The following is a 21,015-nucleotide window of genomic DNA, read 5'->3' as shown; positions in this document are numbered from 1 at the left end:
GTCATCGGCGCTCGAGCGGACACGGAGCGCCATCGCCGACCGGGCACCCACCCGGCAGTGAACACGGAGTACACGATGGTTTCGCGATGGAAGCACACCGCCGCATGCGCGGCAGCGATGGTCACGGCCGCACTACCGGTCGGCGTCGCGTCGACCGCGCACGCCGCCCCGCAGGACTGCCCTGACCTGTATGTCGTGGCGATCCCCGGTACCTGGGAGACCTCGAATGCCGAGCCCGGCAAGGGAATCCTCGCCGCGGCCGCCGACAACCTGCCCGGCAATGTCCTCACCGATTACGTCGCGTACCCGGCGACCGCGTTCCCGTGGGAGGGCGACGTCTACGGTCGGTCCAAGCAGGAAGCCGTCAAGGGTGCGCGCGGCTTGCTCGGCGCGATGGCACAGCGTTGTGACAACACCCGATTCGCGCTGCTCGGCTACAGCCAGGGTGCGGACGCCGCCGGTGACGTCGCCGCGGAGATCGGCACCGGGCTCGGTGCCGTGCCGCCCAGCCGCGTCGAGCTGGTCGGACTCGTCTCCGATCCGCGCCGTTCGCCCACCGACACCCTCATCGGCCCGCCCGTCGCGGGCGCCGGCGCCGGTGGTCCGCGTCTCGGCGGCTTCGGCTGGCTCAGCCCGCAGACCTACACCTTCTGTATCCCAGGCGATTTGTACTGCGCCACCCCCGACGGCGACTTCGCCGCACGCTTCGCCGGCCTCTTCGCGCAGATGTCGAACCCGAACCCGGCCATGTTCGACATCTACCAGCAGCAGGCGAACGCACTCATCGCCGATGCACTCGCTGCGGGCGGACTCGGCCTGCTGGCGGACCAGCTCAACAATTCGGCCTACGAAGAGCGCAAACGGCAGGTCGACGACTTCCTGAAGTCCGGTATCCACCAGAGCTACCCCGGCTACGCCGTCGGCGGGGGAGCCACGCCGCTGACCTGGTTGCGGCAGCGGTTGATCGAGGCGACCCGCAGGTGAGTTCAGACCGGTCCGGTGTTGTCACCGGACCGGTTTTCTCGCGGTGCCTGAACTACTCGATGGGCAACTGGTTCCGGTCACGGATGACCGCGCACAGTGCGGCGACCTCGTCGGGGTCGGTCTCGAAACGATCGAAACCTTGGGGCACACCGACTCCTGCGAACGACACCGCGCCGTTCGTAGCTCCGAGCACCGGCGTGCGAACGGCAGCGTGCAGGTCGGCGACACCAGTAGCCTCGATCACCTGAACGGCATTGGCCGCGCGCACACCACCGCACGCCATCACCTCGATCGCCCCGAACCCCTGCCGCACCAGCTCTTCGATCAACGGCGCGCCATCCAGCACGGAGCGCTGCCGCCCCGAAGTCAGCACCCGGGTGAAGCCGAATCCGATCGCGTCGTCCAACGCCCGCTGCGAAGAAGCACTGACATCGATCGCACGATGCAATGTGACATCCAAACCTTCCGCCGCATCCACGAACGCCGCACACGCCGGATCGAGCGCACCCGACGAATCCAACGCCCCGACCACAACTCCCGCGGCTCCAGCCGCCCGAGCCGCCGCAATATCCCCGACCATCACCGAAACTTCCTCAGCCGAGTAGTGAAAGTCGCCCGGCCGCGGCCGAATAAGTACGTGCACCGGGATTTCCAACGCCACCGCACGCTCGATCAACGCCATACTCGGGGTCAACCCCCCATCAGAAAGCCCAGCACATAACTCGACCCGATCCGCCCCCGCCCGCGCAGCAACCCGCACCCCGGCAATCGACTCGACACTGATCTCTATCCGCACCCGAGAAGTATCCACCTACCCTCACGGGCATGGTGCTGGCCATCGTCGCCGAAATGCGGAGGCGGATGGGGCGGGGCGCGACTAGCGTCGCAGGGATGTTGCCTTGGTCTGCTGAGCTCGCCGGACGTCTCGATGAACATGTCTTCGACAGTGTGTTGTTGCGGGACAATCCGTTGCGGGATCCGCACGAGCGGCCGTTGTGGGTTTATGTGCCACCGGGTTACGAGGAGGCGGGGGATCGGCGGTATCCGTCGATTTATGTGATTCAGGGCTATACCGGGCATGTTTCGATGTGGCGGAATCGGATGCCGTACCGCCGTCCGTTCACCGAGACCGCCGATGAGGTGTTCGCGACGGGGGAGGCGCCGCCTGCCATCGTGGTGTATGTCGATGCGTGGACGGCCTACGGCGGTAGCCAGTTCGTGGACTCGGTGGGGACGGGGCCGTATCACTCGTATCTGTGCGATGAGATCGTGCCGTGGGTCGATGCGCGCTATCGCACGGTCGCCGATCGTGATCACCGCGGCATCATGGGGAAGAGCAGTGGCGGATTCGGTGCGATGATCACGCCGATGCTGCGACCGGATCTGTTCGGCGCGTTGGCAACTCATGCCGGTGACGCACTCTACGAGTACTGCTATCTGCCGGGCTTCGCCGACGCGGTGCGGCAGCTGCGCGGGTACGACGGCGATATTCATCGGTGGTGGGCGGAGTTTCAGCAGCGGGTGTCCTTCACCAAGCCCGAAGACCAGGATCTGCTACTGCTGTACGGGGTTACGGCCTGCTTCACGCCGGGCGCGGATGGACGACCGGAGCTGCCGTTCGATCCGCGCACCGGCGTGCTGAAACCTGAGGTCTGGCAACGCTGGCTGGACTGGGATCCGGTTCGCATGGTGCCGAAGTACGCCGAGGCGATGCGGTCGATGCGGGCGATCTGGATCGACGGCGGCACCCAGGACGAGTGGTACCTCGATATCGGCGCCGACGCCTTCCGACAGGCGTTGCTCGACAACGGAGTGCCGTCGGACATCATCGCTTTCGAACTGTTCGACGCCAAACACGGCGGCATCGACTATCGCTACCCGCTGTCACTGGCATGGCTGGCCAAACAGCTCGATACGCCTGCGGAAAAGCAGTGACCGACTGAACTATTCGAGCGCGTCGTGGTGGTCGGCGATCACCACGGCGTTGCCGCCCAATTGCTTCGCCCGATACATGGCCGCGTCCGAACTGCGGAACACGGTGCGATGAATCGCCGCGGGATGCTGCCCGTAAGTCCGGACGGGCTCGAACTCCGCGGCCCCGACACTGGCGGTGACGGGGCTCGGCAGGCCGGGCATCGACTCGACCGCATGCCGCAGCCGCTCGGCGACGGCACCGATGGATTCACCGTGCAGGTGGCCGACGACCATGAACTCCTCACCTCCGGTGCGCACGACGATCGCGTCGGGTCGCGCCGCCGCCCGTAAACAGTCGGCCGTCCGGATGAGCACCTCGTCGCCGAACGAATGACCGAAGGTGTCGTTGACGGACTTGAACCGATCCAGGTCCAGCGTCACCACATAGACGCCGCCGCGGCTGCGCGGTCCGAAGAATCGCGGCAGGTGCGATTCGAGACCGCGCCGGTTCAACAGTCTGGTCAGGGGGTCCGACAGTGCGTCCACCCGCAGCAGCCAGCTACAGAAGTGCACGACCGGCAGCACCACGACGGTCACCGCGAGCACGACGAGCACGACCACCAGGCCGAGCGCGACATCGCCTTTCCCGTGGCCCGTGCCCGGCGGCATGCCGAGGACCATCATCGCCGCCAGCACCACGATCGAGATCACGGACCAGCCGACATGCAGGGCCAGCACCTGCGGACCGTGGAAGATGGTGATGTATCCGCCCGTGGTCACCAGCAGTACGCACCCCATCGCGCCGAGCAGGCGATCCTGGATCATCACATTGTTGGCGGTGATGGCGAGATCCACCCCGGCGACCCACAGCAGCGACTCCACCTCGCTCGGCCACGGCAACAACCACCAGCGCAGCGTCCACACCCCGGCGAGCCCGACCACGACGATGGCCTGCACATCGCCGAGGGTCCCGGTCTGACCCGCATGCGAAAGCAGTGCCAGCACCGTGATCAAACCGAGGACGATGCCCCCGGACCCGAGCATCGTTTTCAACGGCCCGAGCGCGGAGTGGGATTCGAGCGTGTCGATCAGCCACCGATAATCGACCCGGTATCGCCACCAGGCGCGCACCATCGCTCGACTGTTGGTCACCGATCCACCGCCTTACGCTGGCAAATCTCCGGTAACTGGAAGTTCGCCAACCAAAGTATCAAAGAAAATGCGGGGTCCACGGAAGCGGTAGATCCGGTCGGGCGTCCTACTGGTTGTCGGCGAGCGACCCGAACCACCGCGGAATCACGTCCCAGATGAACGAGCTGATGCACTCGGCGGTGGGACCCGACAGGATTTCACCGACGAAGTAGATGCCGTGCCTGCCCTGAATGTCCGCTATCCGGTCGAACCAGCCCGCACGGACCGCGGCGGCGCTCGGGTACGCCGGCCATTCGGCGATGGTCTCGGCGACCAGCTGCGGGTCGGGGAACAGGAACAAGCTCTCCTTGGCGAGCGACCAGGCTTGGGCGTCCGATATCGAGGTGTCGGAATTGCTGAAGCACACCCAGTACGGACCGGGGTGCTGCTTGTTGGCCGCGGTGATGCGGTGCCTGGCCTGCTCGGGATCGGTGTCGGTGTAGCTGCCGTACGGGTCGATCACCCAGAACCCCAGGGGCTCTGGGGAATCCGGTCGCCGCGGGAAGGCGATCAGCTCCTCCGGTACCCGGATGAGATAGCTGCGCGTCCAGGCCCGCGGACAGTTCTGCTCAGCGAACAGTTCATGAATCTCCCCGGCGGGGAAGATCTCTCGAATCTGCGCGGCCCGCGCCGTCACCAGCACCCGCGAGTAGATCGCGCTGCGCGATTCGCCGTCCACCGCGTAGGTGACTCGAGCCCCTTCTGCGGGAACAGGTTCGATGCCGGTCACCCGACTGTTCACCGTCACGTCGAGCCGATGGTCATCGAGCACCTGCCGCAGGAAACGGACGAACCCCTGCGGAAAGCTCACGCTGACCGGTCGGCGTGAACCCAGCTGCGCGACCAATGACGGTGGCATCCGCGCCAGCAGCGCCTGCTTCTCCGACGGATAGAGCGACAGCATCAGCTTCGCCAGCTGCGAGACATGCCCGCAGATGTGCGCATTGATATTGATGATGGTTTCGGCGGGCTGGCGCGGTCGACGCATGTTGGCGTAGATCACCAGGCCCTGCAATATCTCGCCGACCAGCGGTGCGTGGCGCGCCCGGTACGTCTCCCACGTCTCGCCGGGAATCCGATCGAACGCCAATCCGCCCGGCCCCGGCGCGGTCCTGTTCCGGATCGCCTGCTCGAGGATGGTCCAGGCCTCGATCAGCTGATCGACCGCCTGCTCCGGGGTGAGGGTCCGGAACAGTGGTGGGAAATGCGGCGGCACCGCCAGCTGCGGCTTACCGGACTCGGATCTGCCGACGAAGTACAGCGCTTCGGGCTGCGTCCGAACCGGATGCCTGCGCATCAACTCATGGATGGCGGTGCCCGCCATATCCGCACCGAAGTCCTGCTGAGCGACGAGATGCGCTTGGAAGTCATAGATTTCACCCTCGACCTCGACGGTCTGTGCGTAGCCGCCGACCTCCGAGCCTGCCTCGAGAATATCGATATTCTCGAACCCGAGTTCGCGCAGTTTCGCCGCGGTCAGAATCCCACTCTGGCCCGCACCGACAATGCAGACGGGTGCCGCGAGATCCATGAGGACTCCTACGGGTCGGTGAACGCGAGGCGCGCGTGCCCTGAGTATGCGGCCGCGAGGTGCCGGGCCAAACCACTTGCCAAACAGTTCCGCGCGGTCGGAAACGGCGAATGCGAACGCTGTGCCGGTGCAGACAGGGTGGTTCGGGTATTTGTCCGGTTCGATCGGCTGACGCGGTGCCGGTGGAAGATCCTTTGGTCTGCGAACGTTATGGTCGATCGTGATCGAAACGACGAGCGTGCCGCTAATGGGACTGATCGCATGCTGATCGGTTTGATCGCTGCATTACTTGCTTGCGTGGGGTATGGGTTGGGGTCGGTCTTGCAGGCGTATGCCGCGCGCCGGTCGGCTGCGGCGGCGCTCGAGCATGGGGTGGGCGGGCAGGTCACCGAGACCGGCGCACCGACCGTTGCCGCCACGGTGGCCGCGGCATTGACGGTGTGGTTCATCGTCGGCAGCGTGCTCGACATCGTCGGTTTCGCCGGCAACGCGGTGTCCGCGCGCCTGATCCCGCTGTTCCTCTCCCAGACCATCATGAGCGCGAATCTGATCGTCACCGCGGTGCTGGGCATCTTCATACTCGGGATCCGCCTGCACCTGCGCGACTGGCTGGCGATCTGCACGGTGATCCTCGCCCTCGCCGCACTAGGGGCCGCTGCGGGCCATGAAGGCGGTGGCAGCGACAACCCCGTGATGCACTGGGGCGTCCTGATCGGCTCGGTGGTGCTGTTCGCCGGCAGCCAGCTGGTGGTGCGCCGCCTCGGCTCCAGGGGCGCGGTGGCCGCGGGTTTGGCCGCCGGAATGCTGTTCGGGGCCTTGGCGATCGCGGTGCGTGTCGTGCACGGAATCGACCCGTTGAACATCCCGGCCCTGCTCGCCGACCCCGCCGCCTGGACCATCGCGATCGCCGGCATCGGCGGCTTCTACTTGCACACCGTTGCGCTGCAACTGGGTTCGGTGAACGGCGCTACCGCCGCGCTGGTGGTCGGCGAGACCGTCATTCCCGGCATCGTCGGCGTGCTCGTCCTCGGCGACACCGCGCGCCCCGGTCTGGAATGTCTCGTCGGTGCCGGCTTCGTCCTGGCCATCGGCGGAGCCGTCGCAGTCGCGGTGTTCGGCAACGTTTCCCAACTGGAAACCGCGGACGCGTGAATCAGCTCCTCGGCTCGGACCTGAATGCCGCGTCGAACGAGGCGCTCGGTGGGGTGATGGCGTTGAGACGGCGGACGAAGGCGAGGGCTTCGGGGGCGCCCGCGAGGCGGTCCATGCCCGCGTCTTCCCATTCGATGGAGATCGGTCCGGTGTAGCCGATGGCGTTGAGGGCGCGGAAGCAGTCCTCCCACGGCACATCGCCGCGGCCGGTGGAGACGAAGTCCCAGCCGCGGCGCAGGTCGGCCCACGGTAGGTGGGAGGACAGGCGGCCGCGACGGCCGTCGCCGCAGCGGACCTTGGTGTCCTTGCAGTCCACGTGGTAGATGCGGTCGGCGAAGTCCAGGATGAAGGCGACCGGATCGAGGTCCTGCCAGATGAAATGCGAAGGGTCCCAGTTCAACCCGAAGGCGGGGCGATGATCGATGGCGGCCAGGGTGTGCACGGTGGTCCAGTAGTCGTAGGCGATCTCGCTGGGATGCACCTCGTGCGCGAATCGGACTCCTTCGGCATCGAACACGTCGAGGATCGGATGCCAGCGCTGCGCGAAGTCTTGGTAGCCGCGTTCGATGGTCTCCGGTGGCACGGGCGGGAACATCGCGACGGTGTGCCAGATACTCGATCCGGTGAACCCGACGACCGTGCGCACGCCCAGTTGTGCGGCCGCTCTTGCCGTATCGGCCATTTCGGCGGCAGCGCGCCTGCGCACACCTTCCGGCTCGCCGTCGCCCCAGATGCGCTGCGGCACAATGGCCCGGTGCCGCTCGTCGATCGGATGGTCGCAGACCGCTTGACCGACAAGGTGATTGGACAAGGCGAAAACCTGTAGTCCATGTCGCTCGAGGGTCTTCCGCTTGCGTGCCGAGTAATCGGGATCGGCGAGCGCCTTGTCCACTTCGAAATGATCGCCCGAGCAGGCAATTTCCAGCCCGTCGTAGCCCCATTCCGCCGCGAGCCGGCACACCTCCTCGAACGGTAGGTCGGCCCACTGCCCGGTGAACAGCGTGATCGGTCTCATTGTTGTCCTCCTCCGATGACGGTCCAGCGCCCGTCGTCCGCCGCGCTCGCCTCCACTGCGGCCAAGACTCGCTGCACCGCGAGCCCGTCGGCGAAGCTGGGGCTCGGATCCTTATCCGCCGCGATCGCGATGACCAGATCGGCCACCTCGTTGGTGAAGGTGTGGTCGTAGCCGAGCCCGTGCCCGGCGGGCCACCAGGCCCCGGTGTAGGGATGCTGCGGTTCGGTCACCAGGATGCGGCGGAACCCGGCGGTCTCGGGTTCTTCGGTGTGGTCGTGGAACCACAACTCGTTCATCGACTCCAGGTCGAAGGCCAGGCTGCCATGGGTGCCGTTGAGCTCCAGGCGAAGCGAGTTCTTGCGCCCGGCGGCCACCCTGGTCGCCTCGAACGACGCCAGCCCGCCACCGGAGAGCCGCCCGAGGAACAGCGCGGCATCGTCCACCGTCACCGGACCGCTGCCGACCCCGCCCGGCAGCGGCCGTTCGGTGACGAACGTGTCCAGCAGCGCCGACACTCCCGTCAACGTCTCCCCGGTGACGAACTGGGTGGCGTCGATGATGTGCGCCCCGATATCGCCGAGCGCCCCCGACCCGGCGCGCCGCCGATCGAGCCGCCAGGTCAGCGGTGCGCCCGGATCGGCGAGCCAATCTTGCAGATACAGCGCCCGCACATGCCGGACGGTGCCGATCCGCCCCTGCGCCACCAAGTTTCGGGCCAGCGCCAGCGCGGGCACCCGCCGATAACTGAACCCGACCATCGACCGGACCCCGTGGGTGGCGGCCTGCTCGGCGGCGGCGGCCATCGACTCCGCCTCTGCGACCGTGTTGGCCATCGGCTTCTCACACAGCACGTGCTTGCCGGCTTGCAATGCGGCAATGGCGATTTCGGCATGGCTGTCGCCGGGCGTACAGATATCGATGAGATCGACATCGTCGCGGTCGAGCAACTGTTTCCAGTCACCCACCGCGCCGGCCCAGCCCAGCCGGGCGGCCGCGACCGAGGCCCGATCGGCATCGCGCCCCGCGAGCACGACGGGCACCGGCCGCCGCGGCAGGTCGAAGAACGCGTCCACACTGCGCCAGGCATGCGAATGGGCGCGCCCCATGAAGGCGTGGCCGACCATCCCGATGCCGAGCGTGCGGCGGTCTGTCGAGGTCATCTGGCTCCGATCGGTCAATAGCCGTTCGCTAGGTACTGTTCGGCGTTGTCCTTGGTGACCACCGCGGAGAACGTGGTGATCTTCGCGGGCACATCGTGTTCGGCGAGATCGCCGAGGGCCCTGCGCTGCCCGAGCAGCCGGGCCAGCGCGACCGCCGAGGAGGCCATGGCCGGGCTGTAGAGCACGGTGGCCTGCAGCGGCGAGTTGCCCGCCTGGATCTCGCGCATGGCCTGGGCCGAGCCACCGCCGCCGACCATGACGAACTCACCGGATCGGTTGGCCTGTTTGATCGCGCCGAGCACGCCGATGCCCTGGTCGTCGTCGTGGTTCCACATCGCGTCGATCTTCTTCGTCGCCTGGAGCATCTGGCTGGCGACCTGCTGTCCGCCCGCGGCCGTAAAATCGGTGGATTGCCTTGCGGCGACGCGGAATCCGGCGGCGGCGAGGGCGTCCTGGAAACCTCGGCTGCGTTCCTGGGTGAGCTGGAGGTTGTCGATGCCCGCGATCTCCACGATCACCGGATCGGCGATGCCCGCGTCCTTCATCTTGCCGACGATGAACGTGCCTGCGTTGACGCCCATTCCGTAGTTGTCGCCGCCGATCCAGGTGCGGTAGGCCAGCGCCGACGCGAAGACCCGATCCAGGTTGATCACCGGAATTCCGGCGGCCATCGCGTTTTTCGCCACCTCGGTGAGCGCGTTGCCGTCGAACGGCAGCACCACGAGCACGTCGACCTTCTGGTTGATCATCGACTGCACCTGCTCGATCTGACGACTGACGTCGTTGGTGCCCTCGGTGACATTCAGCGTGACGTCGGCGAACTTCTCGGCCTGCGCCCGCGCGTTGCGGGTGACCGCCGCGGTCCAGCCGTGATCGGCGGCGGGCGCGGAAAAGCCCACGCGCACTTGCTTTCCGGCAGCCGAGTTGTCGCCGGTACCACCGGCCACCTGCGTGCTGGCGGTGGTGTCGTTCGAGGTGCACGCGGCGGCGAGGACGCCTGCGCCTGCGGCCAGGCCGGAGAGCAGGATGCCGCGACGGGGGAGCGAGAGTGTGGAGCCCATGATGTTCCTTGGTGAGAGTTCAGGTGAGGGTGGGGACCGCGCGGGCGCGACCGAAGCGCTGGAACAGCAGGACGGCCACGATGATGGCGCCCTTGCCGATCGCCTGGATGGGTTGTTCGAGGTTGTTGAGGATGAACAGATCCTCGATCACGGTGAAGACGAGCACGCCGAGGATCGAGCCGGTGATGGTGCCGAAGCCGCCGCTGAGCAGCGTGCCGCCGATGACCACCGCGGCGATCGCGTCCAGCTCGTAGAGCTGGCCGTTGGTGCTGGTGCCGGTGGTGGTCTGCGCGGTGAGCATGACGGCGGCGATACCGCAGCACAGCCCCGACGCCGCGTAGAGGAGCAGGGTGTGCCTGCGCACGTCGATCCCGGCCAGCCGGGCCGCCTCCGGATTGCCGCCCACCGCCGCGCTACGTCGGCCGAAGGTGGTGCGCTCCAATACGATCCAGCCGATCGCGACAACCACCACGAACAGGTAGACCAGCAGGGGTATGCCGAGCACCCGGTTCTGCGCGAGGGCGAGCAGGTCGGTGGTGACGAGCTGCGATTGCCGCCCGGAGATCTGTTCCGCCAGCCCGCGGGCGGCCACCATCATGGCCAGCGTGACGATGAACGGTACCAATCGGCCGTAGGCGATGAGTGCCCCGTTCAGCACGCCGCAGCCGAGGCCGACGAGCAGCGCGCAGAGCACCATCCCGGCCACGCCGTAGGACTGGGTGGCGGTGGTGGTGCACCAGACCGAGGCCAACGCGATGATCGCGCCGACCGAGAGGTCGATGCCGCCGCCGATGATCACGAACGTCATGCCGACGGTCACCACGCCGATGACCGACGCCAGGGTCAGGATGGTGATCATATTGCCGGTGCTGAGGAAATCTTCGCCCTTGGTCAAGGCCCCGACGAGCAGTAGCGCGATGAGCGCGACGATCAACGTCAGGTGCTTGCGTAGTTCGCCGCGCCCGCCCTTACGTCGGCTTGCGGTCGGCGGATCACCGTCCACCGCCGGTGTTTTCGCCTCGGTGCGAACTGTGGGTGTGCTGCGGATGCGTTCGGTCACAGCGCACTCCCTTCCATGATCATGGCGATGATGTCCGGCTCGGTGAGCTCGGCCGCGGCCGCCGCGTGGATGATCTCGCCGTCGCGCAGGACCAGCACCCGGTCGGCCAGCCCGAGCAGTTCGGGCAGGTCGCTGGACACCATCAGCACCGCGACACCCCGTTCGGCGAGCCCACGGACCTGCGTGTACACGTCGGTGCGGGCCCCGACATCGACCCCGCGGGTCGGCTCGTCGAGCAGCAGCACCCGACAGTCCTCCAACAGCCAGCGAGCCAGCACCGTCTTCTGCTGATTGCCACCGGAAAGGCCACGCACGGGGTAGTCCGGGTCGGCGGGGCGGACGCCGACGCGAGCGAGCACGCCGCCGGTCTCCGCGCGTTCCCGGCGGCGGTCGAACCAGCCGAACCGGGAATAGCGCGGTAGTGACGCGGCAGAGATGTTGCGCCCCACCGATTCCAGCAGAAACAAGCCCTGCGATTTGCGCTCCTCGGGCGCCAGCCCCATCCCGGCGGCCACCGCGGCGGACGTGCTACCCGGCCTGACCCGGCGACCGTCGACCTCGACCAACCCCGTCGACGCGGGCCGTGCGCCGTAGATCGTTTCGAGTACTTCCGAGCGGCCCGAGCCGACCAAACCTGCGAGACCGACGATCTCGCCCGCGCGCACCGCGAACGAGATATCTCGGAACCGCCCGGCCAGACCGAGTCCGGTCACCCGGAGCACCTCGGCGGCATCCTCGGCATGCGAAGGCTGTTGCGCGAGCAGCTCTTCGGCGCCATTGCCGCCGGTCATCAGCGCGACGACCTGGTCGGTGCCGGTGGTGCGGGCGGGTAGTCCGGTGGCGACGGTGCGGCCGTCCTTCAGCACGGTGATCCGGTCGCCGATGGTGCGGATCTCGTCCAGCCGATGCGAGATGTACACGACGGCAACGCCCTCCGCGCGCAACTGATCAATGATGCGGAAGAGGTTGGTCACCTCGTCGTTACCGAGCGCGGCGGAGGGTTCGTCCATCACGATGAGGCGCGCGTCGTAGGACAGCGCCCGCGCCATGCTGACCACCTGCTTGGCCGCCGCGGGCAGGGTACCGACCATCGTGTCCGGCCGCAGCTCCCCGTGCCCGAGGCGCTCGAGCAGGGCGGTCGCGGCGCGGGCGGTCGACGCGCGGCGGGTGAATCCGGCCCGCGCCTGTTCGTGCCCGAGGAAGATGTTCTCGGCGATGTCGAGGCCGTCGCACAGGTCCAATTCCTGGTAGATCGTGGCGATGCCGAGCCGGGTGGCGGCGGCGGGACCGGACAGCCGCACCGGCTTGCCGAGCCAGTGCAGTTCGCCCGCATCCGGATGATGCGCTCCGGCAAGCACTTTGATCAGCGTGGACTTGCCCGCGCCGTTCTGGCCGAGCAGGCAGTGCACCTCGCCGGCGCGAATGTCGAGGTCGACGTGGTCGAGGGCGCGCACGCCGGGGAAGTCCTTGACGATGCCCCGCATGGTCAGCACGGTGTTCATGGCCGAATTCCTTGCCGTGTCGTCAGGCGACGCTGAAGATGTGATCGCTGATGAGCCGCGCCGCGCCGATCACCCCACCGAGCTCGGCGAGCTCGGATAGCACGATCGGGAGGTTGCCGGTGGCCAGCGGCGACGACCTGCGATAGACCACGCTGCGGATCTCCGCGAGCAGCGGATGGCCGAACCCGGTGAGTCCGCCCGCGATCACCACCAGCCCCGGGTTGAAGAAGCTGACCAACCCGGCCAGCGCGGTGCCGAGATGGGTGCCCGCGTCCCGAATCATGGCCACCGCCAACGGGTCTCCCGCCGCCGCGGCGTCGGCCAGGTCGGTCGCGGTGAGCGCGCCCGCGGCGGCCAGGCGTTCGGTGAGGAAGGGTGACCGTGCGGCGCGGGCGGTGGCTTCCCGGGCCAATGCGGCGCCACCAGCGTAGGCCTCGAGGCAGCCGCTGTTGCCGCAGGCGCAGACCGGGCCGTCGTCGGTGATCCGCAGGTGGCCGATATCGCCCGCGCTGCCGGACACACCGCGGTAGATGCCGCCGTCGACGACGATGCCGCAGCCGATCCCGGTGCCCGCCTTGACGAGCAGGAAATCCGCCACCGAATGCGCTGAGCCGGCCTGCATCTCACCGAGCGCCAAGATGTTCACATCGTTGTCGACCAGCACCGGGCAGCCGAGCTCCTGCGCGATGGCCTCGCGCACCGGAAAGCGGTGCCAGCCAGGCATTATCGGCGGCGCGACCGGCATGCCCTCCCGGAAACTCACCGGGCCCGGCACGCCGACGCCTGCCCCGTGCAGCCGCCCGGACATGCTCGGGTCGGCGCGGAGTTTGCCGAGCAGATCGAGGGCCCGCTCCAGCACTGCGGCCGGACCCTGCCGGATATCGCACGGCTCGGACAGCTGCCCGAGCACCCGCAGCTCCCCGTCGGTCACCGCGACGTCGATGGATGTCGCGCCGATATCGATGGCCGCGAAACGCAGACCCGACGCCAGCATGGCGATCGCCGAGCGTCGGCCGCCGCTGGAGGCCGCCAATCCGCCGGCCTCGATCAGCCCGAGCGCGGCGAGCCGATCGAGTTCGACCGCGAGCTTGGACCGGGACAGCTCCATCGGCTGACCCAGTTCCGACCGCGACTGCGGCCCCCGATCCCGCAGCAACCGCAAAATCCGGGCCTGGTGGGCATTTTCAGGTCGTGCCGCGATCCGCATCAGATGCTTCTTTCTCTGCAACTGAGCGAATTCAACCGCACTTCGGTGAGTTCTGGAGGTGCTTTCGATAGATCGAGACGAAGTTTGTTCTCTGACAGGACAAAGCGGCTGCCCGGGGCCGAACGTGCTGATTCGCTGCAGATCAGCCCATGGCGGAGGGCGAAGCGGCGCTGCTCTCGAGCACGAACTCGATGTTCTCCAGCCCGTCGCCGGTGACCCGGAAGAGCGTCGGCCGGAGCTCGGCGCACTCCGGTTCGGCATTCGAGATGTCGCGCCGCAACCGCTCGGCCATCGGGGAATCCGCAGGCGTAACAAGCAATTCATCGGCGCAGCGCACGGCTACGACGAGCTCTTGCCAACCGGTCGCCTCGGCAACCCAGCTGTGGAACCTGGGCAACAGAATCGCGGAGCTGCCCTGAAAGCTGTCCCGCCGGAACACGCGGGCAATCGGACCGTCTTCGGTGTCCCAGCCCTCGAGGCCGAGGCCGTCCGCCAAGGCGATGGTCGCGTTGGCGAACTGCGTGACGACATCCTCGTGGTCTGCGAAGTCGTGGTTCAGCAGGGGCGTCTGAGCGATGGTGCCGCGCGGGGTCTTCGCCATGCGCGCCAACGTGGCATAGACATGGTCACCGAGCGGGAGATATTCCATCGCGTCCCGGACGATATCGCTGCCGGGCAGCGAACGGCTGCGCAGCACGGGCAGCACCACCCCGTCCTTGGTGCTCTCCTCGATCAGCGCCATCGCGGCCGGATCCGCGTCGCGGCGCTCGATCTCGGCTTGCAGCGCGACCTGCGCCGCGGCGAACGCGGCATCCCAGCCGTCTGCCGCGGGACGGTCGAACAGATAGGACAGGTCGACCTCGCCGAACGTCTGCTCGATGAACGCGGCGTCCGCCGCCGACGGCTGCCATTCCGCGACCACGGCGGTCACCTGCTCGGCCCGAATGTTGTGCTCTGCGACCAATTCCTGCCAGGCGCGCTGCACCGCGTGGTCGTCCTGCGTGCGCACCATGGCGAGGAAACCGTCGTCGGGGTCGGGCCCCACCATGAAGACGACGACGCTTTCCATGGGGTCGACCACATTCATCAAGTTCTCCAGATCCGATCAGCCAGGTGGCAGCGCCCACTTCAGCACAGGCGGCGCACCGCCCCTGATTTCAGGGGCGACCGGCGAAGGGGAAGATGGACCGATGCCCGGAGAAACGGATCGCAAGGGAAAGGTGGGCCGACCACCGCGTTTGTCGCAGGACGCGATCGTCGTCGCCGCCGATCGACTGCTGCGGACCGAAGGTGCCGACGGCCTGTCGATGCGGCGGCTGGCGAAGGAGCTGGGCAGCACGCCGATGGCGCTGTATCACCATGTGCGCGACAAGGACGAGCTCCTGCTGCTGCTGTTGGAGTCGCATGCCCGGCATATTCCGCGGCGGGAGTACTCCGATGACCCGCGGGAGCGGCTCCTCGAAGTCGCCTGTGCCCTGTACGAAGGCCTCGCCGAGCGTCCGTGGATCATCGAGGTATTGACCTCCGACCCGCTGTTCGTGCCCTCGGCGATGGGGATGGTCGAGCTGATGGTGGCCGCTGCTGTCGACTGTGGGTGCAGCACCGAGGAAGCCGTCGACGTGTACCGCACCATCTGGTACTACATCGTGGGCGACCTCATCATCCGAGTGAACCGGGAGCGCCGGAAGGCGCGGCTCGAGACGGCTACCGACCCGGCCATGGATCGGCTCGATGCCGAAGAGCTGCCGACGCTCGCCGCGATCGCAGACCAGTGGGGCGAGCTGACCTATCGCGATATACATCGGAATGGGCTGGCGGCCATAGTGAACGGGCTCTTGCCGCCACGCTGACCGGACCCGGGCTCGTCACCACACCACGACCGAACGCAGCACGTCGCCGTGGTGCATGGCGTCGAACGCCTTCTCCACCTCGTCGAGTGAGATACGTTCGGTGACAAAGTGTTCCAAAGGCAGTCTGCCCTGGTGGTAGAGGTCGATCAACATCGGGAAGTCACGCTCGGGCAGGCAGTCGCCATACCAGGAGGATTTCAACGCGCCGCCGCGCGAGAAGAGTTCGATCAACGGCAGCTCGAGGGTCATCTCCGGGGTCGGCACGCCGACCAGCACGACGGTGCCCGCCAGGTCTCGGCCGTAAAAGGCCTGCTTCCAGGTCTCCGGTCGGCCGACGGCGTCGATCACCACATCGGCGCCGAAGCCGCCGGTGAGTTCCTGGATCCGCTCGACCACGTCCTCGGCGCTCGCGTCGATCTCGTGGGTGGCGCCGAACTGCCTGGCCCAGGCGAGCTTTCGTGGATCACGGTCGACCGCGATGATGGTCGCCGCCCCCGCCAGACGAGCACCGGCGATCGCGGCATCGCCGACACCACCGCAGCCGATCACCGCCACGCTGTCCCCGCGCGAGACATTGCCGGTGTGCATTGCCGCGCCGATGCCCGCCATCACCCCGCAGCCGAGCAGTCCGGCGACGGCCGGGTCGGCGGCGGGATCGACCTTGGTGCACTGTCTTTCGTGGACGAGCGTCTTGTCGGCGAACGCGCCGATGCCCAGAGCCGGGGTGAGCTCGGTGCCGTCGATGAGCGTCATGCTCTTGCTGGCATTGCTGGTATCGATGCAGTACCAGGGACGTCCGCGCCGGCACGCGCGGCATTCGCCGCAGATCGCCCGCCAGTTCAGGATGACGAAATCGCCTATGGACACGTGGGTGACGGATTCCCCGACAGTCTCCACGACGCCCGCCGCCTCGTGGCCGAGCAGGAACGGGAACTCGTCGTTGATGCCGCCCTCGCGGTAGTGCAGGTCGGTGTGGCACACCCCGCACGACTGCACGCGCACCACGACGTCGTGCGGTCCGGGATCGGGGATCACCACGTCGACCAGCTCGACCGGGGCGCCGGTGCGGCGGGCGATGACGCCGCGAACGGTTTCGGACACAAATCCTCCTACGGGGTGGCGATGGCCGCGGGCCGCCGCTCGATCTGCTTGCGGTACCTGGTGAACAGGCGTGCGTTGTCGATGGCGAAGACGGCGACCGGTACGTCGTCGCGTTCGTAGAGTGCGGTGCACGACGGCGTGGACGGGTCGCCGTCGACGAAGCGCAGCACGTCGTCCGGTCGGCGGTAGCCGGCGAATTGGATCATTCGGCCGTACTGGCGTGACCAGAAATAGGTGGACGGCATGGGCTCCGGTGCTGCGCCGGTCAGGGTGGCGGCGACGATCCGGGCCTGCGCGGTGGCGTTCGACCAGTGCTCGCAACGATGGAGTGCGCCGAGCTCATCGTGATAGGCGCGGGCGCAGTCGCCCATGGCGTAGATATCGGGAACTGGTGTGCGGCAGCGGGAGTCGGTGACGAAGCCGTTGTCGATGCGCAGCGGCGAATCCTGTGCCCATTCGGTGTTGGGGATCGCGCCGATGCCGATGATCACGACATCGGCGGGGAGCAGCGTGCCGTCGGTCAGCCGGACCGCGCTGACGCGGTGGCCGCCCACGAATTCGGCCACGGCGATGCCGGTGCGTAACCGGACACCGTTGGCCGCGTGCAGATCCGCGCACAGCGCTCCGAGGCGCGGGCCGAAGACACCGGCGAGTGGGTCGGTGGCGAGTTCGACGATGGTCGCCTGCACGCCGAGAGAAGCTGCCGTCGAGGCGATTTCGGCACCGATCAGGCCCGCGCCGACGATCACCACGGTGCGTGCGGTGTGCAAGGAGGCACGGATCGCGCGTGCGTCATCGATGGTGCGCAGCGTATGGATGCCGGTGAGTGTCTGTGCGCCGGGTAATGATCGAGCGCGGGCCCCGGTGGCGAGCACCAGCGATTGCCCGGCAACGACTGTGCCATCGTCCAGGGTCACGCCGGGACCGGTTGCCGCCGAGGTGATTCCGACTGCGCGGCGGCCGAGAAGCCAGCGGGTGCTGGGATCGTCGGTGCCGTCGTCCAAGGTGATATCAACGTCGCCGTGCAGGAACTCCTTTGACAGTGGTGGGCGGTCGTAAGGCGGATGTACCTCATCGCCGATGACGGTGATCTCGCCATCGTAGCCATGCGTGCGCAGCTCCCGTACCAGCGAGAACCCGGCCAAAGAGGCACCGACGACGACCACACTCATGACTTCGCCTCGTCGGCGCTCGGTTCCGTGATGCGCATAGCGCGCCACATGATTCGCTCGCTACATGACTCGGTCTCGCTGACACGCGACTCCACCGTGCGCGTCGCCGACCGCAATGCACTCATGACGCCTCGGTCGAGACCACGACGTTGCCGTCGAGCACCCGCACCGCGTAGGTACGGACCGCGACCTTGGCCGGTGGCCCCGAGACCCGCCCGGTGCGCAGATCGAAACATGATTCGTGCAACGGACATTCGACCGTGCAGTTCTCCACCCAGCCATCGGCGAGGGACGCGTCCTGGTGGGTGCAGGTGTCGTCGATCGCGAACAACCCCTGCTCGGTGTGGAATACCGCGATCGGCGCGCCGTGGTCCGGCCGCACCGTGGCGACTTCGCCGACCGGCAGGTCCGCGAGGCGCGCGACGAACAGTTCCGTCCCGGAAGGGGCTGGCTGTTTCGCAAGGGATTCCATAAACCCTCCAAGAGTTGCTCAGAGCGCAACTGATATCGCAATACGCAACAGTGTGCGCCGGTGAACGGCACCCGTCAACCCCTGAATCGCCCTGTGAACAACAGGTTTCCAGCTGTTGACAGCGCGCCTCCGCAGGCGGACTATTTGTTGCGTAATAAGAATTCGTTGCGCTACAAGCAACACCGGAGGCACCCTTTGGCTAACCCGAAAGTTGTCATCATCGGAGCCGGGATAGTCGGGACATCTCTCGCCGACGAAATGACCGCCCGCGGTTGGTCCGATATCACCGTGCTCGACCGGGGGCCCCTCTTCCGTACCGGCGGATCCACCTCGCACGCACCGGGTTTGGTGTTCCAGACCAACCCGTCCAAGACGATGACCGAGTTCGCCCGGTACACCACCGAAAAGTTCGGCGCGCTCGACCATTCCGACGGGCGAGCCTTCGACCCGGTCGGTGGTCTCGAGGTAGCGACGACCCCGGACCGCTGGCGCGACCTGCACCGCAAGGCGGGCTGGGCGCAGTCGTGGGGCATCGAGGGGCGCCTGCTGGATGCGTCCGAATGCGCGGCCCTGTATCCACTGCTCGATATCGACCAGGTTATCGGCGGATTCCACACTCCGGCAGATGGTTTGGCGAATGCGCTGAATGCCGCGGCGGCGCAGGCGCGGGCGGCGACCGGTCGTGGCGCGCGGTTCCTGCCGAACCAGGAGGTGCTCGGCATCGAGGAGGGCGGTGGCCGAGTCGTCGGTGTGCGGACAGCCGACGGCGTGCTCGCCGCGGATATCGTCGTCTGCGCTGCGGGATTCTGGGGCGCGGAGTTGGCGCGAAAGGTCGGCCTCGTCGTGCCGCTGGTGCCGATGGCCCACCAATACGCCAAGACCGGACCGCTGGCCGCGCTGGCAAACCGCGGCCGAGTCGCAAGCCTGCCGATCCTGCGTCACCAAGATCAAGATTTGTATTTTCGCGAACACGGCGATCGCATGGGCATCGGCTACTACGGCCACGCCCCGATGCCGGTGGACATGTCCACCCTGGAATCGGCCACCGCCGACGAGGCAATGCCCTCGATGCTGCCCTTCACCGAGGCGGATTTCGCGCCCGCCTGGCGGGAATCGATGAATTTGCTCCCGGCGCTCGGTGATTCGAAACCGGAAGAGGGTTTCAACGGGATATTTTCCTTTACCCCCGACGGCTTCTCGATCATGGGTGAGCACCGTGACCTCGCGGGATTCTGGGTCGCCGAGGCCGTATGGGTCACCCATTCGGCCGGCGTGGCCAAGGCGACGGCGGAATGGATCATCGACGGCGCGCCGGGCACCGACGTGCACGAGTGCGATCTCTATCGTTTCGAGGACGTCGCGCGCAGCGACCAATTCATCATGCAGACGAGCTCGCAGGCCTTCGTCGAGGTCTACGACATCATCCATCCGCACCAGTATCGGACGGCGCTCCGCGGGCTGCGGACCAGCCCGTTCTACGGTCGCCAGCAGGAACTGGGTGCGTTCTTCTTCGAGGGCGGCGGCTGGGAGCGGCCCGCCTGGTACGAAGCCAATGCCGCGCTGGCGCAACGACTTCGCGCCGACGGGCTGCCGTTCCCGGACCGCGACGAATGGTCGAGCAAGTTCTGGTCGCCGATCGCCATTGCCGAGGCGCACTGGACCAGGGAGCGGGTCGCGATGTTCGATATGACGCCGCTGACCCGATACGAGGTCGCCGGTCCGGGCGCGCTGGAACTCCTCCAGCGGCTCACCACCAACAATCTGGACAAGAGCGTCGGCTCCGTGACCTATGCACTGCTGCTCGACGAGACAGGCGGTATCCGCAGCGATCTCACGGTCGCCCGGCTCGGTCCGCAACGGTTCCAGGTGGGCGCCAACGGTCCGCTGGATTTCGACTGGTTCAGCAGGCACCTGCCCACCGACGGGTCGGTGCTGCTGCGCGACATCACCGGCGGCACCTGCTGTATCGGCGTGTGGGGCCCGAACGCGCGAGACCTGGTGCAGTCCTTGTGCTCCGACGATTTGTCACACCAGTCGTTCAAATACTTCCGGGCCCTGCACACCAACCTCGGCGCCATCCCGGTCACCATGCTGCGCGTCTCCTACGTCGGTGAGCTCGGCTGGGAGATCTACGCGACCGCCGAGTACGGCAACGCACTCTGGGACGTGCTGTGGAAGGCAGGCGCCGCGCACGACGTCATCGCGGCAGGCCGGATCGCGTTCAACAGCTTGCGGATCGAAAAGGGCTACCGCAGTTGGGGAACCGACATGACCGCCGAGCACCTGCCCGCCGCCGCGGGTCTCGATTTCGCGGTGCGGATGAACAAGCCCGACTTCATCGGCAAGAGCGCCCTGGAACAGGCCGCAGAACCGGCAAAACTGCTGCGCAGCATTGTCTTCGAGAGCCCCTCGGCGATCGTCCTCGGTAAGGAACCGGTCTACTTGGACGGCTCGTGCGCGGGATACGTGACCAGCGCGGGTTACTCGGCCACCCTCGGCCGCTGCATCGCCTATGCCTGGCTACCCGCGGCCGTCGCCGTGGGCGACACCGTCGAGGTCGACTACCTCGGCTCCCGCTACCCCGCGACGGTGCACACGGAGCCGGTGGTGGATCCCGAGATGTCCAGGATCAAGAGGTAGCGA

General features: G+C 67.2%; 18 protein-coding genes. 5 read left to right on the top strand and 13 right to left on the bottom strand.

The genetic code is table 11. The annotated features are described in order from the left end of the window. The first annotated feature begins 75 nt into the window (after positions 1 to 75). Entirely contained in the window at positions 76 to 984 is a 909-nt protein-coding gene (locus NN4_RS01985; RefSeq protein WP_147128171.1) for a cutinase family protein, read from the top strand. 52 nt (positions 985 to 1,036) lie between these two features. On the opposite strand, the gene NN4_RS01980 is transcribed toward NN4_RS01985, so the two are convergent. Then, positions 1,037 to 1,780, bottom strand: a complete 744-nt coding sequence (locus tag NN4_RS01980) for a copper homeostasis protein CutC (RefSeq protein ID WP_186818203.1) — start codon at positions 1,778 to 1,780, stop codon at positions 1,037 to 1,039. A 95-nt stretch (positions 1,781 to 1,875) separates the two neighbouring features. On the opposite strand from NN4_RS01980, the gene NN4_RS01975 reads away from it, so the two are divergent. Then, positions 1,876 to 2,919, top strand: coding sequence for an alpha/beta hydrolase (locus NN4_RS01975; RefSeq protein ID WP_147128169.1), 1,044 nt, complete (start codon positions 1,876 to 1,878; stop codon positions 2,917 to 2,919). 9 nt (positions 2,920 to 2,928) lie between these two features. On the opposite strand, the gene NN4_RS01970 is transcribed toward NN4_RS01975, so the two are convergent. Further along, positions 2,929 to 4,050 carry a GGDEF domain-containing protein gene (locus tag NN4_RS01970; protein WP_147128168.1) on the bottom strand — a complete coding sequence of 374 codons (1,122 nt, stop codon included), beginning with the start codon at positions 4,048 to 4,050 and terminating at the stop codon, positions 2,929 to 2,931. Positions 4,051 to 4,156: 106 nt separating this feature from the next. Continuing rightward, positions 4,157 to 5,620 carry an NAD(P)/FAD-dependent oxidoreductase gene (locus tag NN4_RS01965; RefSeq protein ID WP_147128167.1) on the bottom strand — a complete coding sequence of 488 codons (1,464 nt, stop codon included), beginning with the start codon at positions 5,618 to 5,620 and terminating at the stop codon, positions 4,157 to 4,159. A 261-nt stretch (positions 5,621 to 5,881) separates the two neighbouring features. Between NN4_RS01965 and NN4_RS01960 the strand changes: the two genes are divergently transcribed. After that, positions 5,882 to 6,772 (top strand): DMT family transporter, encoded by an 891-nt coding sequence (locus NN4_RS01960; protein WP_147128166.1) that lies wholly within the window; start codon positions 5,882 to 5,884, stop codon positions 6,770 to 6,772. A gap of 1 nt (position 6,773) precedes the next feature. Here the strand turns inward: NN4_RS01960 and NN4_RS01955 are convergent, their stop codons facing one another. From NN4_RS01955 to NN4_RS01925, 7 genes are all read right to left on the bottom strand, one after another. After that, entirely contained in the window at positions 6,774 to 7,787 is a 1,014-nt protein-coding gene (locus tag NN4_RS01955) for a sugar phosphate isomerase/epimerase family protein (RefSeq protein WP_147128165.1), read from the bottom strand. Then, on the bottom strand, positions 7,784 to 8,947 hold the full coding sequence (locus NN4_RS01950; protein ID WP_147128164.1) for a Gfo/Idh/MocA family protein: 1,164 nt from the start codon (positions 8,945 to 8,947) through the stop codon (positions 7,784 to 7,786). The genes NN4_RS01955 and NN4_RS01950 overlap by 4 nt, the downstream gene beginning before the upstream one ends. A 14-nt stretch (positions 8,948 to 8,961) precedes the next feature. Further along, positions 8,962 to 10,008 (bottom strand): substrate-binding domain-containing protein, encoded by a 1,047-nt coding sequence (locus tag NN4_RS01945; RefSeq protein ID WP_147128163.1) that lies wholly within the window; start codon positions 10,006 to 10,008, stop codon positions 8,962 to 8,964. Positions 10,009 to 10,027: 19 nt separating this feature from the next. Continuing rightward, positions 10,028 to 11,068: an ABC transporter permease gene (locus NN4_RS01940; RefSeq protein WP_246180650.1), complete on the bottom strand. Its 1,041-nt coding sequence runs from the start codon at positions 11,066 to 11,068 to the stop codon at positions 10,028 to 10,030. Continuing rightward, complete coding sequence (locus tag NN4_RS01935) at positions 11,065 to 12,570, bottom strand: sugar ABC transporter ATP-binding protein (RefSeq protein ID WP_147128162.1); 1,506 nt, start codon at positions 12,568 to 12,570, stop codon at positions 11,065 to 11,067. Before NN4_RS01935 ends, NN4_RS01940 begins: the two co-directional genes overlap by 4 nt. Positions 12,571 to 12,592: 22 nt before the next feature. Further along, the gene (locus NN4_RS01930) at positions 12,593 to 13,777 is read right to left on the bottom strand and encodes an ROK family transcriptional regulator (RefSeq protein ID WP_222594928.1); all 1,185 of its coding nucleotides are present in this window, start codon (positions 13,775 to 13,777) and stop codon (positions 12,593 to 12,595) included. Positions 13,778 to 13,919: 142 nt separating this feature from the next. Next, a complete protein-coding gene (locus NN4_RS01925) occupies positions 13,920 to 14,864 on the bottom strand; it encodes a hypothetical protein (RefSeq protein ID WP_147128161.1) in 945 nt (314 codons plus the stop codon). Positions 14,865 to 14,967: 103 nt separating this feature from the next. On the opposite strand from NN4_RS01925, the gene NN4_RS01920 reads away from it, so the two are divergent. Continuing rightward, complete coding sequence (locus NN4_RS01920) at positions 14,968 to 15,627, top strand: TetR/AcrR family transcriptional regulator (RefSeq protein WP_147128160.1); 660 nt, start codon at positions 14,968 to 14,970, stop codon at positions 15,625 to 15,627. Positions 15,628 to 15,642: 15 nt separating this feature from the next. Here NN4_RS01920 and NN4_RS01915 read toward each other — a convergent pair whose 3' ends face one another. From NN4_RS01915 to NN4_RS01905, 3 genes are all read right to left on the bottom strand, one after another. Further along, on the bottom strand, positions 15,643 to 16,728 hold the full coding sequence (locus NN4_RS01915; protein ID WP_147128159.1) for an S-(hydroxymethyl)mycothiol dehydrogenase: 1,086 nt from the start codon (positions 16,726 to 16,728) through the stop codon (positions 15,643 to 15,645). Between the two features lie 8 nt (positions 16,729 to 16,736). After that, complete coding sequence (locus NN4_RS01910; RefSeq protein ID WP_147128158.1) at positions 16,737 to 17,900, bottom strand: NAD(P)/FAD-dependent oxidoreductase; 1,164 nt, start codon at positions 17,898 to 17,900, stop codon at positions 16,737 to 16,739. Positions 17,901 to 18,021: 121 nt separating this feature from the next. Then, entirely contained in the window at positions 18,022 to 18,372 is a 351-nt protein-coding gene (locus NN4_RS01905) for a bifunctional 3-phenylpropionate/cinnamic acid dioxygenase ferredoxin subunit (RefSeq protein WP_147128157.1), read from the bottom strand. 195 nt (positions 18,373 to 18,567) lie between these two features. On the opposite strand from NN4_RS01905, the gene NN4_RS01900 reads away from it, so the two are divergent. Further along, positions 18,568 to 21,012, top strand: a complete 2,445-nt coding sequence (locus NN4_RS01900) for a GcvT family protein (protein ID WP_147128156.1) — start codon at positions 18,568 to 18,570, stop codon at positions 21,010 to 21,012. Positions 21,013 to 21,015: the final 3 nt, after the last annotated feature.

It is taken from the genome of Nocardia ninae NBRC 108245, assembly GCF_007990755.1.
GTDB lineage: Bacteria > Actinomycetota > Actinomycetes > Mycobacteriales > Mycobacteriaceae > Nocardia > Nocardia ninae.
This window is presented reverse-complemented; position numbering and strand designations above follow the sequence as displayed.